The 12356-nt window shown below is 69.4% G+C and carries 14 protein-coding genes; all 14 read right to left on the bottom strand.

Annotated features, from left to right (window positions below):
• Nucleotides 1–36: 36 nt before the first annotated feature.
• Complete coding sequence (locus tag QOL69_RS13875) at nt 37–885, bottom strand: universal stress protein (RefSeq protein ID WP_283403640.1); 849 nt, start codon at nt 883–885, stop codon at nt 37–39.
• Nucleotides 886–937: 52 nt separating this feature from the next.
• A complete protein-coding gene (locus QOL69_RS13870; RefSeq protein WP_283403639.1) occupies nt 938–1378 on the bottom strand; it encodes a universal stress protein in 441 nt (146 codons plus the stop codon).
• Between the two features lie 43 nt (nt 1379–1421).
• Nucleotides 1422–2960: a TrkH family potassium uptake protein gene (locus QOL69_RS13865; RefSeq protein WP_283403638.1), complete on the bottom strand. Its 1539-nt coding sequence runs from the start codon at nt 2958–2960 to the stop codon at nt 1422–1424.
• Between the two features lie 106 nt (nt 2961–3066).
• Nucleotides 3067–4569: a TrkH family potassium uptake protein gene (locus tag QOL69_RS13860; RefSeq protein ID WP_283403637.1), complete on the bottom strand. Its 1503-nt coding sequence runs from the start codon at nt 4567–4569 to the stop codon at nt 3067–3069.
• Between the two features lie 7 nt (nt 4570–4576).
• Complete coding sequence (gene trkA / locus QOL69_RS13855) at nt 4577–5914, bottom strand: Trk system potassium transporter TrkA (protein ID WP_048077390.1); 1338 nt, start codon at nt 5912–5914, stop codon at nt 4577–4579.
• 85 nt (nt 5915–5999) lie between these two features.
• Nucleotides 6000–6947 carry a mechanosensitive ion channel family protein gene (locus QOL69_RS13850; RefSeq protein ID WP_048077389.1) on the bottom strand — a complete coding sequence of 316 codons (948 nt, stop codon included), beginning with the start codon at nt 6945–6947 and terminating at the stop codon, nt 6000–6002.
• Entirely contained in the window at nt 6947–7192 is a 246-nt protein-coding gene (locus QOL69_RS13845) for a YhbY family RNA-binding protein (RefSeq protein ID WP_283403636.1), read from the bottom strand. The genes QOL69_RS13850 and QOL69_RS13845 overlap by 1 nt, the downstream gene beginning before the upstream one ends.
• A gap of 80 nt (nt 7193–7272) precedes the next feature.
• On the bottom strand, nt 7273–7713 hold the full coding sequence (locus tag QOL69_RS13840; protein WP_283403635.1) for an SHOCT domain-containing protein: 441 nt from the start codon (nt 7711–7713) through the stop codon (nt 7273–7275).
• 87 nt (nt 7714–7800) lie between these two features.
• On the bottom strand, nt 7801–8307 hold the full coding sequence (locus QOL69_RS13835; RefSeq protein ID WP_048077388.1) for a DUF5797 family protein: 507 nt from the start codon (nt 8305–8307) through the stop codon (nt 7801–7803).
• Complete coding sequence (gatA, locus tag QOL69_RS13830) at nt 8304–9608, bottom strand: Asp-tRNA(Asn)/Glu-tRNA(Gln) amidotransferase subunit GatA (RefSeq protein ID WP_283403634.1); 1305 nt, start codon at nt 9606–9608, stop codon at nt 8304–8306. Before gatA ends, QOL69_RS13835 begins: the two co-directional genes overlap by 4 nt.
• Nucleotides 9609–9914, bottom strand: a complete 306-nt coding sequence (gene gatC, locus QOL69_RS13825; protein WP_283403633.1) for an Asp-tRNA(Asn)/Glu-tRNA(Gln) amidotransferase subunit GatC — start codon at nt 9912–9914, stop codon at nt 9609–9611.
• A 100-nt stretch (nt 9915–10014) separates the two neighbouring features.
• Nucleotides 10015–10443 (bottom strand): DUF5788 family protein, encoded by a 429-nt coding sequence (locus QOL69_RS13820; RefSeq protein WP_283403632.1) that lies wholly within the window; start codon nt 10441–10443, stop codon nt 10015–10017.
• A gap of 73 nt (nt 10444–10516) precedes the next feature.
• Nucleotides 10517–11035: a universal stress protein gene (locus QOL69_RS13815; RefSeq protein WP_283403631.1), complete on the bottom strand. Its 519-nt coding sequence runs from the start codon at nt 11033–11035 to the stop codon at nt 10517–10519.
• 152 nt (nt 11036–11187) lie between these two features.
• Nucleotides 11188–12342, bottom strand: coding sequence for a pyridoxal phosphate-dependent aminotransferase (locus QOL69_RS13810; RefSeq protein ID WP_283403630.1), 1155 nt, complete (start codon nt 12340–12342; stop codon nt 11188–11190).
• Between the last annotated feature and the right edge of the window lie 14 nt (nt 12343–12356).

Here is a 12356-nt window from a genome sequence, read left to right as displayed (position 1 = left end):
GCGACCCGGTCTTCCCGATCCGGAGACCGGCCGCCCTCAGCGACGCCCGAACAGGCGCTCGCGGAGCGACCGCGAGGACGGCCGCTCCGTCAGCAGCACCGGAGCGTCGAGCCGGTCGATCGCCTCGGACGCCGGCGACCCGCGGACGACCCGCGACAGGAGGCCGCGCTCGGTCGCCCCGACGATCACGAGGTCGCACGTCGGCCCCAGACGGGCGATCGCCTCCTCGGCGTCGCCCGTCTCGACCCGCAGCGTCGCGTCGCCGAGACCGCGACTCGCCGCCCAGTCCGCGAGGAACGCTCGCCCCTCCGCCTCTCCGCCCGAATCGACGACGTGTAGCAGGGAGACGTTCGCGCCGAGGGCGTCGCGGAGCGCGGTCGCGACCTCGGCGGAGAGGTCAGAGGAGGGGCCGCCGGCGGTCGGCACGAGCACGTCCGACGGCTCCAGCCGCCGGCCGTCGAACACGAGGAAGTCGCACGGCAGGTCCTGAGCGATCTCGTCGAGCGACCCCTCCGCGCGGCCGCCCGCGAACCGCGTTCCGCCGTACCCCATCGCGACGGCGGCGGCGTCGTTCGTCCGCGCGGCGTCGAACACCTCCTCGACCCTGCGGTGCGAGAGGATCGTCTTCGTCTCGACCGGCGCGTCGAACGCGGCGGCGTCGGCGACGGCGGCGTCGAGCAGTTCCGCCGAGGACCGGTCGAGCGTCGCCCGCTCTTCCGCCGCCTTCTCCAGCGACGTCTGGTCGGGGACGGTGACGACGTGTACCGCCAGCACGCGCCCGCCGCGGTGCTCGGCGAGCGCCCCGGCGAGCGCGACGAGCGCGCCCTCGGTCCGGGGGTTCGAGAGCGCGACCAGGATCGTCGGCCCGTCGTCGATCGCGGTCACGTCTCGTACCCTCAGTCGCGAGCCACCGGGACCCCGCCCGGCCGCGGTTCGGTCATTCGTCCGACTCCGCGCGCGGAAGCGCCACGACTGGGACGGGCGCTCCGCTCACGAGCTTGGTCGACAGGTCGCCGGAGAGCAGCTGGACGAGGCGGTTGCCCTCTCGCGCCCGGTAGACGATGGCCGTCGCGCCGACGGCGTCGGCCGCCTCGAATATCTCCTCGACGACGTCCCGGCCGTACGCCGTGTGTTCCGCCGCGTCCGGGAACACCGACCGCACCGCGGCGTACGACTCGGCCGCGAGCTCTTCGGACTGTTCGACGGGCGTCTTGTCCGGGACGCCGTCCCCCTTCTCGACGACGTGGAGGGCGGTCACGCGCTCTGGGTCGTACGGTTCGAGCGCCCTCGCGGTCGCCAGCGCGTCGTCCTCGTTCGCGACGGGGAGGAGTGCGTGCGCGAGCAGGTCGACGGCCTCACCGTCGTCGGATGAACTCATACGGCGACGTTCGACGCCGCGGGTTAAGAATGTGCTCGCCCGCTCACCGGTCGTCGAACCCGGCGACGAACAGCGCGAGGACGGGAACGATCTCCAGCCGGCCGATCCACATCAGCCCGATCATCAGTAGCTTCGTCGTGTTGGGCAGGACCTCGTAGCTCCCGAACGGGCCCAACGGTCCGAGCCCCGGTCCGATGTTCCCGATCGTCGCGAGCGACGCCGCGAACGCCTCCGTCCCGCTGAGAGTCATCCCCGGGACCCGGCTCGTGTCGATCTCGATGAACACCGCGGCGAGCGCGAACAGGAGGAAGTACAGCAGTGTGAACACCATGATCCCGCGGATCACGTTCTCGTCGATGACCTCGCCGCCGAGCCGGACCGGTCGGACGACCTCCGGGTTCGCCGTGGTGTACAGCTCGCGGTACAGCACCTTGGCCACGATGAGCCACCGGATCACCTTAATTCCGCCACCGGTCGATCCCGCGGAGCCGCCGACGAACATCACGAACAGCAGGAAAAATCGGGTCTGCGTGTCCCACTGCGCGAAGTCGGCGGTCGCGTACCCGGTCGAGTTCATCAGCGACGCGACCTGAAAGACCCCCTGTCTGAGCGCGTTCTCCGTCGCACCCTCCGTGATCCCCCCGATCTCCGTCGCCGGCGCACCGCCGTAGAACAGCCCGACGGCGAGGACGGCCGCGAACCCGGTCACGAGCCCGAGGTAGACGCGGAACTCGGTATTGTCGAACATCCGGCGGGGCTCGTCGCGGAGGAGTAACCAGAACAGCGCGAAGTTCACGCCCGCAATGACCATGAACGGGACGAAGACCCACTGCGCGACCGGCGAGAACGCCGCGATGCTCTCCGCCTGCGGCGAGAATCCGCCCGTCGGCAGCGTCGAGAAGCCGTGGGCGATCGCGTTGTACAGGTTCATCTCCGGCGCGAGCCCGGTGAGTCCGAGGAGCGCCAAGATCGCGATCAACGCGACCGTGAACGCGAGGTAGATGAGCCAGAGCGCCCGCGCGGTCTGTGCGATCCGCGGCGTGAGCTTCTGGAGGCCCGGTCCCGGGGCCTCCGATTTCATCAGCTCCGCGCCGTTGACCGCCAGCTGCGGGAGGATGGCGACCATCAGCACGATGATCCCCATCCCGCCGAGCCACTGGGTGAGCTGTCGCCACATCAACACCGCGTGCGAGTGCCGTTCGAAGCTGATCTCGGTGGTCGCGGTCGCGCCCGTCGTCGTGAAGCCGCTCATCGACTCGAACAGCGCGTTCATCGGCTGACCCAGCGCGGACGCGGTGCCGTGCCCGGCGATGACGTACGGGATCGCGCCGACGAGCGCGGCCGCGAACCACGCGAGCGAGACGACCGCCAGCGCGTCGCGGGGACCGAGGTCGGGGTCGTCGTGAAGGCGTTCCATCCCCGCCCCGATCGCGACCGCGACCGTCATCGACACGGCGAACGCGAGCGCGTCCTCGCCGTAGATCAGCCCCACGACGAGCGGAACGGTCATCGACGCCGAGAGGATCTTGACGATGGTCCCGGTGTAGCTGAGCACCGCCCGGGGGTCGACCGTCCGCGTCACGGCTCCACCTCGTACATCACGATATCCGTCGTAGCTTCCCGACGCGGTAAGAAGCCGTCGATAGACGGGATCGCGCGACAGCGTACGGACGGTCTCGGATCCGGGGTCAGGAGGTCCAGAACGCCTTCGTGAACAGCACGAGCACGGGGATAATCTCGATTCGCCCGATCCACATGAGAACGACCATCACGGCGCGGGTGCTCAACGAGAAGCTCGCGAACGTCCCGTAGGGGCCGGCGTCGCCGAAGGCCGGACCGATGTTGAGGAACGTCGTCGCCGCCGCCCCCAGCGCCTCGAACTCGGTGACCGGAAGGTCGGCGCGCTCGGCGTCGACGACTATCACGATAGCGAGCAGGAAGAAGATCACGATGCTCAAGAGGAGATACGCGTAGATGTCTCGGATCGCGCCCTCGTCGACCGTCTTTCCGGAGATCCGGACCGGCCGAACGGATTCCGGGTGGATCGCGGTGAAGAGGTTCCGCCGGAACGACTTCAGCGCGACCAGCCACCGGAGCGACTTGATCGAGCAGGTCGTCGACCCGACCATCCCGCCGATGAACATCCCCATGAACAGCATGTGTTTCGCCGCGGGTGCCCACTGTACGTAGTCGGTGCTGGCGTACCCCGTCGTCGTCACGATCGACGCGACGTTGAACACGGCGTGGCGTATCGTCCCCTCGACTCCGAAGTTGCTCCCCGGGTCGAGGAACAGGCCGACGGCGACGATCGACGCGAGCGTCCCCATCGCACCGAGGTAGAAGTGGAACTCCTCGTTCCGCAGTAGACGCATCGGATCGCCGTTGATGGCGAAGTAGATCAGGACGAAGCTCGTCGAGCCGATCACCATGAACGGGACGACCGCCCACTGGATGAGCGGGTGGAACGCGCCGACAGAGAGCGGCTCCGGCGAGAAGCCGGCGGTCGCGACAGACGTGAACGCGTGGGCGACCGCGTTGTACAGGTCCATCTGGGGGTCGACGGCGAGTCCGAGTCCGAAGTAGACGATGACCGCGAGCATTGTGAGCCCGAGGTAAATCCCCCAGATGAGCTGGGCCGTCCGTGAGATCTTCGGCGTGAGCTTGTTGACGTCTTGATTCTGCGACTCCGACTCCATGAGCTGTGCGCCACCGACGCCGAGCTCGGAGAGCACCGCGGTCGCTAAGATGAGGATCCCCAGTCCGCCGAGCCACTGGATCACCTGCCGCCACATCAGCACGGACCGCGAGTGGAGCGAGAAGTCGCGCAGGACGGTCGCGCCGGTCGTCGTCAGCCCGCTCATCGACTCGAACATGGCGTTGACCGGATGCGCGACCGTCCCGACGCCCGCGACCACGAACGGGATCGCGCCCACCGCGGCGACGAGGAACCAGATCAGCGCCACCGCGAGGAACGCCTCGCGCGGACCGAGGTTCACCTCGGGGTCCTGCACCGTCCGGAACGCAGCGCCGAGCGCGAGCGAGACCGCGATCGCCGCGATGAAGGGGAGGGGGGACTCGCCGTAGTAGAAGGCGACGAGCAGCGGGAACGCCAGTGGGAGCGAGAGCGCGGCGAGGACGTCGCCGGTGAGTCCCACGCTCGCCCGCCATCCAACGCGGATCTTTGCGTTCACGGAGTTCTCACGCCATCGAGGCGATGTCGCTCACCGAGTCGGACTCCACGAGCAGGATGACGTGGTCGCCCGCTTGGAGGACGGTGTCCCCGCGAGGAGTGACCAGCTTGCGGTTCCGGGTGATCGCGCCGATGACGAAGCGCACGTCGCTTTCCGCGACGATCTCTGAGATCGGTCGCCCAACGAGTCCGCACCCCTCCGTGAGTTCGAGTTCGAGCACCTCCGCCTGGTCGTTCTCCAGCACGGCGATGTTCTCCGCGACGCTCTCGTAGGTGAACCGCGTGATCTCCTCGGCGGTGACGGTTCGGGGGTTGATCGCGATGTCGATGCCGATCTCCTCGAAGACGGTGACGTAGTCGGGGCTGTCGACGACGGCGATCACGCGGTCGACGCCGAGCCGCTTCGCGAGCACGGAGATGAGCAGGTTCTTCTCGTCGGACCGCAGCGCGGTGACGACGATGTCGGCCTCGTCGACGTGTTCGCGCGAGAGGAACTCGGTGTCGGTCGCGTCGTGTTCCATCACGACGGAGTTCGGGAGGTTCTCCGCGAGCCAGCGGGCGCGGTCCGCGTCCCGTTCGATCAGCCGCGGCTTGAAGTCGCGCTCTTCGAGCAGCCGGGCCGTCTGGTACCCGATCTCGCTGCCGCCGACGACGACGATCTCGTCGGCCCGGTCGGGCGTCGTCTCCGGAGCCACGTCCGTCGCGAACGACTGGACGCTCTCGGGGCTTCCGATCACCACCGCGCGGTCACTGACGCGGATGTCGGTGTCGCCGCGCGGGATGATCATCTCGCCGTCGCGGAAGATGCCGACGAACGTGAGCGACTCGAAGCGGTCGGCCTCCGAGACCGTCTGTCCGGCGACGGGGCTGTCCGCCGCAATCTCGAACTCCGCCATCTGGACCAGCCCGCCGGCGAACGGGTCGACGTCGATCGCCGCCGGCAGCCCGATGACCCGGACGATGTTCTCCGCGGTCAACAGGTCGGTACACACCATGAAGTCGACGCCGAACGCGCCCTCGTTGCCCTCCCACGTGCGGAGGAAGTCGGTGCTTTTCACGCGGGCGATGGTGAACCCGTCGCCGAGCGTCTTCGCGGTGCCGCAGGCGACGAGGTTCGTCTGGTCGTTGTCGGTACAGGCGATGACCATGTCCGCGCGGCCGACGTCGGCCGCCGTCTGGATCTCCGAGGAGGTCCCATCTCCGGCGATGGTCAGCACGTCGAGCTCGTACTTGAGCTGTTCCGCCCGGTCGGGGTCGACGTCGACGACGACGACCTCGTGGTCCGACGCGAGGCTCGAAGCGATGCTCGTGCCGACCTCGCCGGCCCCGATGACGACCACATGCATGGGGACAACGAGTCACCGAACCCTCAAGTTCGTTACTATCGCGCCGCCGGGATCGCAAGGCGACGCGCTCCGAGTCGCCGCCGCGTCAGGACCCGTCCGCGCCGCCGCGTCCGGGCTCGCCCGCCTCGCCGAACGACGACGGCTCGGACCACGCGTCCCGGCCCGAGACGGTCCGTTGCGGGAACGGGATGGTGATGTCCTCCTCGTCGAACCGCGCTTTGACGGCCTTCACGTAGTCGGCGCGCGCCTTCACGAAGTCCGCCCGCGACGGCTCGTCGATCCAGATCCGCGACTGGAGACCGACGTACGAGTCGGCCAGCTCCGTCAGTCGGACCGACGGCGCGGGGTCGTCCAGGATCGCGTCGCTCTTCTCGGCCTCCTCGACGATGATCTCCGTCGCGCGCTCGACGTTGTCGCCGTAGTCGATGCCGAAGACGAACTTCAGGCGCAGCGTCCCCTTCGCGACCGGGTTCTTGATCACGTCGCCGGTGAGGACGTGGTTCGGCACCGTGAGCAGTTCGTTGTCGAAGGTTCGGACGCGCGTGACGCGGAAGGAGATGTCCTCGACGACGCCGGAGTTGCCCTGCCACTCGATCCAGTCGCCGATGCGGAACGGCTTGTCCGTGTAGATGAACACGCCGGCGACGAAGTTCTTGATCACGTCCTGTAGGGCGAAGCCGATCGCGAGCGTCGCCGCGGCCGCGATCGTCGCCAGCGAGCGGAGGAAGCCGCTGTAGCCGGCCGCGCCGAACGCGACCGTCACGCCCGCGAACAGCACGAGGAAGGTGACGATCTTCCGCAGCGGGCGGCGCGCGTGTTCGTCGAGCCCCTGCCGGTCGAAGACGCGCCCGACGAGGGGGGCGACGAGGGCGCGGTTGAGGGCGTAGACGCCGACCAGGACGACGAGGAATATCGCCGCGGAGACGACCAGCCCGGCGAGCGGCCCGAGGAACGGCTCCAACGCGTCCGTGACCGGAGCCGTGGGAGCCGTTCCGGCCGCGGTGGCCGGGACCGGGGCCGCGGGGAGTCCCATCAGTGAAGCACCGCCGTGTTCCCGCGCGTCTCGATCAGCTCGGCGTCGACGGCGTCGGCCAGCTCGGCGGCCAGCTCGTCCGTCGAGGTCCCGCCGCGGGCCGCCCGCAAGAACTTCACTTTCACCAGCTTCCGGTCGTCGAGCTGGTCCGCCGTCTCGTCGACGACCGAGTCGATGCCGTGTTTCCCGACCCAGACGGTGACGTCGAGGTCGTGCGCCTCTTTTCGGAGTTCCTGGTCGCTCATACGCGGTCGAGTCGGCCGCGCGCATTGAAGCTTGAGGTTCGGCCGCGGCTCCGGCAGTTCGCGGCTCCGCCGCTCCGCGGTCAGCGTTCGCGTTCGACCTCGCCCGCCGCCCGCTCGCGCTCGACCCACTCGGCCGCATCTTCGGGCGTCTCCGTCTCCAAGAGCCGGTCGAGCTTCCGCTCGAACTGCTCGTCGGTGAGGTCGCCGTCGGCGTACCGGGTTCGCAGCCGTTCGAGCGCGTCGGTCGTGTCCTCGCTTCGGCGGTCGTCGCGTTCCGCCGCCTCCCCCCGTTCGACCCGGACCGAGCCGGACTCCGACTCGACGTGGACCGACTCGGGCTCCTCGTCGTCGAACAGCATCGAGACGACGGGGACGATGACGACGTACCCGAACAGCATGAACGGGAGCCACCACCCGAAGTCGGCGAGGAGCGCCGCGAGCCAGATCCCGGTCACGGTCGTCGCGGCGATGCCGCTCGCGTTCTCGCGGAACCGCTCGCGGAGGGTCTCGTCGTCCGTCATCGGACGGACCCTCTCCGGCGCGGTACAAAGTCGTGTCGGCGGCCGGCCGCCGCCAACGGGCTCCTACTCGCTTATCTCGACCGTGACCTACTCGCTTATCTCGACTTCGATCTCGTCGCGCTCGACCGCCAGCCGGAACGTCGGCACGGTCCGGTAGACGACCTCGACGACGTTCTTGCGTTCGAGGCTGCGGAGCGCACGTCGCACCGCGTCGACCTCGGGATCGCCGTCGTACGCCTCCCGAAGCGCGTTGAGCACGCTGACGACCGACTGCGAGCGCTCCTCCGGCCCGGCGAGGACCTCGACGACCCGCGCTTCCAGCTCCGGGACGCGGATCGTCTCCGGGACGCCTCCCTTCGCGACCGCGTCCGGTTCGACGCCCGGCTCGACGTCGACGAGGTCGTTCGCCTCCGCCGTCGTGCGGATCAGGCTGTCGTCGTCGCGGTAGTAGTACTCTTTCAGGTGGTCTTCGAGGTAGCCGTGAACCTCGCTGCCGCTATCCATCTCCCACGCGTCCTGTAGCTCGCCGTTCTTCGTCGGCTGGAGGCGGACCACGTCCGCGAGTCGGCTCCGTTCCTCGTCCGTGAGGCTCATCGGTCCTCGACCGCGCTCGCGGCGCGAACGATCGTCTCCTCGTCGAACTTCGCGCCGACGAGCTGTAGCCCGACGGGGAGGCCGTCGGCCTCGCCGGCCGGCACCGATATCGCGGGGAGGTTCGCGAGGTTCACCGGCGTCGTGTTGGCGTCCGCGAGGTACATCCGCAGCGGGTCGTCGAGGCTCTCGCCGAGTTCGAAGGGGAGGACCGGCATCGTCGGCGAGGCGATCACGTCCACGTCCTCGAACGCCTCCTCGAAGTCCTGCCGGACCCACGCGCGGGCGTCCTGCGCCTTCTCGTAGTACTTGTCGTGGTAGCCGGCCGAGAGCGCGTACGTGCCGAGCAGGATCCGGCGTTTGACCTCCGCGCCGAACCCCTCCTCTCGCGTCTCCGCGAACGACTCGTTCCAGTTGCCGTCCGACTCGCTCCGGTGGCCGTACCGCACGCCGTCGAAGCGCGCGAGGTTCGAGGAGGCCTCCGCCATCGCGATGACGTAGTACGCTTGGACCGCGTGTTCGACCGACGGCAGCGAAATTTCGGTCGTCTCCGCGCCCTGCGCCTCCAGCTCCGCGATGGCCGCCTCGACCGTCTCGACGACGCGCTCGTCAGCCCCCTCGAACAGCTCCGTCGGGACGCCGACGGTCATCCCCTCCACGTCGCCGTCGGCGGCGTCGGCATAGCTCGCCGACGGGTCCGCGCCCTCAACCTCGCTCAGGTCGCGTGTGGTGCCGTCGTTGGGGTCCGGCCCGGCCATGACGTCGAGCGCGGCGGCCGCCTCCTCGACGGTGCCCGCGATCGGCCCGATCTGTTCGAGCGAGTTCGCGTACGCGATGAGCCCGTACCGCGACACCAGCCCGTAGGTGGGCTTGATCCCGACGACGCCGCAGAACGCGGCCGGACAGCGCACCGAGCCGCCCGTGTCGGAGCCGAGCGCGATGTCGGCCTCGCCCGCGGCGACCGCGGCCGCGGAGCCGCCGGAGGAGCCGCCCGGCACGCGGTCGGTGTCGGCCGGATTCCGGGTGGGACCGAACGCGGAGGTCTCCGTCGTCGTCCCCATCCCGAACTCGTCCATGTTCGTCTTCCCGACCACCGTCGCGCCCGCCTCGGTGAGCCGGTCGACGACGGTCGCGGAGTACGGCGGGACGTAGTCGGCCAGCATCTCGGAGCCGCAGGTCGTCCGGATCCCGGCCGTCGAGATGTTGTCCTTCACCGCGACTGTCGCGTCCGCGAGGGGGGCGTCGGCGTCCGCGGCGCCCTCAATCTGCTCCTCCGTGACGAAGGCGTTGATGTCGGCCGTCATCTACGACACCTTCGGCCCGACGAAGAAGCCGTCTTCCGTCTCCTCGGCGTTCGCGAGCGCCGCCTCCTGCGAGAGCCCGTCCTCGACCTCGTCGGGGCGCATCACGTTGACCAGCTCCTCCTCGCGTTCGGTCTCCGGGACCTCGTCGAGCGCCTCGAAGTACTCCAAGATGTCGCCGAACTGCGCCGCGAACTCGTCGACCTCGTCGTCGGCGAGCCGCACCCGCGCGAGTTCGGCGACGTGTCTGACCTCCTCGGCGTCGACGGCGGCCGCCTCACCGTCGTCGGACGCTGCGGTGTCGCTCATACCCGAACGTACCACGCGGGCGGCGAGTAAGGGTTTCGGAAGGGGGCCGGCGGGACCGGCCGGGTCGCCGGTCCGGCCTCGGTACGGGCCGCAGATCGAGTCACCGCACCTGGTCGACGAACGCGAGCCAGCGCTCGTGGCCGTCCAGCCTGTCGGCGTGGTGTTCGTCGGCGAAGCTCGGGTGTCTGATCGTCGACAGCGCGTTCAGCGCGCGGTCGATGCCGATGACCGCCTCGGCGAGCGTCTCCGCGGTCTCGCGGTCGATCGGATCGGTCTCCAGGCGCTCGACGCGCCGCTCCCGCTCCGCGCGGAGGGCCTCTCGGGTCGACGCCACCTTCCGCTCCATCGCCGGCGGGATCGCGTCGACCTTCCGGCACTCGACGATGAACGTCGAGAGGTCGACGGCGGTCCCGTCGATCTCGACCTCGTCGGGCACGCTCGCCCCGATCGTCGCGCTCTGATCGTTCACGCGGTCGAGCAGCGCCTCGCGCTCCGCGTCGGTGACGCCGGTCGCATCGGATCCGGTCACGGGGTCGAGTACTCGATCCGGAAACAAAAACCGTCGGTGCGAGCGGCGCGGTCGGTTGCGGGGGCCGGCGGCGTCACTCCGCCTCGTCCGCCCGAACCGTCACGACGGGCGCGTCCGACAGGCGCACCACCTTCTCCGTAACGCTGCCGAGGAGGTACCGCTCGATCCCCGTCCGACCGTGGGTGCCCATCACCACGAGGTCGACGTCGTTCGCGTCCGCGTACTCAAGGATGGCCTCGTGGGGCGTGCCGGTCACGACGGCGGTCTCGGTGGACACCCCGCCGTCTCCGATCGTCGCCGCCGCGCGGTCAACGATCTCCTCGCCGCGCTCGACGAGCGCCGCGCGCGTCTCCTCCGCGTTGCCCCCCTCGCCGACCATGCCGCTGCCCTCGTCGGGGGCGGGGTCGGCTCTCACGCCCGACCCCTCGTCGGTGAGGAACGCGCCGCTCAGCCCGTAGTCGGCGTGCCGGGCGTCGACGACGTACAACACGTGGACCGTCGCGTCGAACGCGCCCGCGATCTCCCGGACGTGATCGGCGGCGCTCCCCGCTCCCTCGCTTCCGTCCGTCGGGTAGAGGATGCTTTGGTACATGTTATCACCCCGTAAGACTTCGCGGACTCGGCTGAAAAGTGTTCTCGTCGTGAGGGGTGCGGACGAAGCGGGGCGCGGCGGGGTGAGACCGGTCGGCCGAGACAGGGTGAGACCGGTCGGCCGAGACGGGAGAAACCGGCGTCCGGAGCGACCTACAGCAGGTCGTTCGCGACGAGCCGGTCGACCGCCTCGCGCAGCCGGTCCTCGCTCGCGGCGTAGGAGATCCGGGCGTGGCCGTCGGCGTTGAACGCGCTGCCAGGGACGCAGGCGACCGACGCCTCCTCGATGGCGCGCTCGCACCACGCCTGGTCGTCGGCGGCGACCGGGATCATCATGTAGAACGCGCCGTCGCCGACGTCGACGTCGACGCCGTGTTCGTCGAACAAGTCGACGAGCAGGTCGCGGCGGTCCGCGAAGGCGTCGCGCATCTCCTCGACGGACTCGTCGGTGTTCTCTAACGCCTCGATCCCCGCACGCTGGACGAAGTTGGTCGCACAGGAGACGGAGTGGGAGTGGAGCTTGCCCGCCTCGCCGACGAACTCGTCGGTGGCGTGGAGGTAGCCGAGCCGCCAGCCGGTCATCGAGTACGCCTTCGAGAAGCCGTTGATCGTCACCGTGCGGTCGGCCATCCCGTCGAGGCTCGCGAGCGAGACGTGGTCGGCGTCGTAGATGATGCGCTCGTAGATCTCGTCGGAGATGACGGCGACGTCGTGTTCGACGGCGAGGGCGCGGACGCCCTCCAAGGCGGCCTCCGAGAAGACCGCGCCGGTGGGGTTCGCGGGGGAGTTGACGACGAGCAGCTCGGTGTCGTCGGACACCGTCTCCGCGAGCGCGTCGAGCGCGGGTTCGAGCTGGAACCCGTGCGGCGCGAGGTCGACGCGCGAGAGGTCCGCGCCCGCGAGCTTCGCCATCGCCTCGTAGGAGACCCACGCCGGATCGAGGAGGACGACCTCGTCGCCCTCGTCGATCAGCGTCTGGAACGTCTCGTACAGCGCCTGCTTGCCGCCGGGCGTGACGATCACTTCGTCGGCGTCGGCGTCGATCCCGGTCTCGCCGAGCTTCTCCGCGATCGCCTCCTTCAGGGCCGGGATCCCGTTCGAGGAGGTGTACCCCGTGTGGCCCGCGTCGAGGGCGTCCTTACCGGCCTCGACGACGTTCTCCGGGGTGTCGAAGTCCGGCTCGCCGACGGAGAGGTCGACGATGTCGGCTCCCTCCGCCTCCTTTTCCGCCGCGAGGTTCGATATCGCCAGCGTCGCGCTGGGCTCTACGCGTCCGATCCGCTCCGAGAAGTCGTATGCGTCGCTCATGTGTCGTGTGTGGT

The sequence above is a fragment of the Halorubrum sp. DM2 genome, from assembly GCF_901686465.1.
Taxonomy (GTDB): Archaea; Halobacteriota; Halobacteria; order Halobacteriales; family Haloferacaceae; genus Halorubrum.
Note: the sequence above shows the minus strand (reverse complement) of the source record. Positions and strands in the feature narration are given on the sequence as shown.

What these genes read in the sequence shown, in the direction of transcription:
- QOL69_RS13870 (WP_283403639.1), bottom strand. Translation starts at nt 1,378, where the DNA reads ATGAGTTCATCCGACGACGGTGAGGCCGTCGACCTGCTCGCGCACGCA.
- trkA (WP_048077390.1), bottom strand. Translation starts at nt 5,914, where the DNA reads ATGCATGTGGTCGTCATCGGGGCCGGCGAGGTCGGCACGAGCATCGCT.
- QOL69_RS13850 (WP_048077389.1), bottom strand. Translation starts at nt 6,947, where the DNA reads ATGGGACTCCCCGCGGCCCCGGTCCCGGCCACCGCGGCCGGAACGGCT.
- QOL69_RS13845 (WP_283403636.1), bottom strand. Translation starts at nt 7,192, where the DNA reads ATGAGCGACCAGGAACTCCGAAAAGAGGCGCACGACCTCGACGTCACC.
- QOL69_RS13840 (WP_283403635.1), bottom strand. Translation starts at nt 7,713, where the DNA reads ATGACGGACGACGAGACCCTCCGCGAGCGGTTCCGCGAGAACGCGAGC.
- QOL69_RS13835 (WP_048077388.1), bottom strand. Translation starts at nt 8,307, where the DNA reads ATGAGCCTCACGGACGAGGAACGGAGCCGACTCGCGGACGTGGTCCGC.
- gatA (WP_283403634.1), bottom strand. Translation starts at nt 9,608, where the DNA reads ATGACGGCCGACATCAACGCCTTCGTCACGGAGGAGCAGATTGAGGGC.
- gatC (WP_283403633.1), bottom strand. Translation starts at nt 9,914, where the DNA reads ATGAGCGACACCGCAGCGTCCGACGACGGTGAGGCGGCCGCCGTCGAC.
- QOL69_RS13815 (WP_283403631.1), bottom strand. Translation starts at nt 11,035, where the DNA reads ATGTACCAAAGCATCCTCTACCCGACGGACGGAAGCGAGGGAGCGGGG.
- QOL69_RS13810 (WP_283403630.1), bottom strand. Translation starts at nt 12,342, where the DNA reads ATGAGCGACGCATACGACTTCTCGGAGCGGATCGGACGCGTAGAGCCC.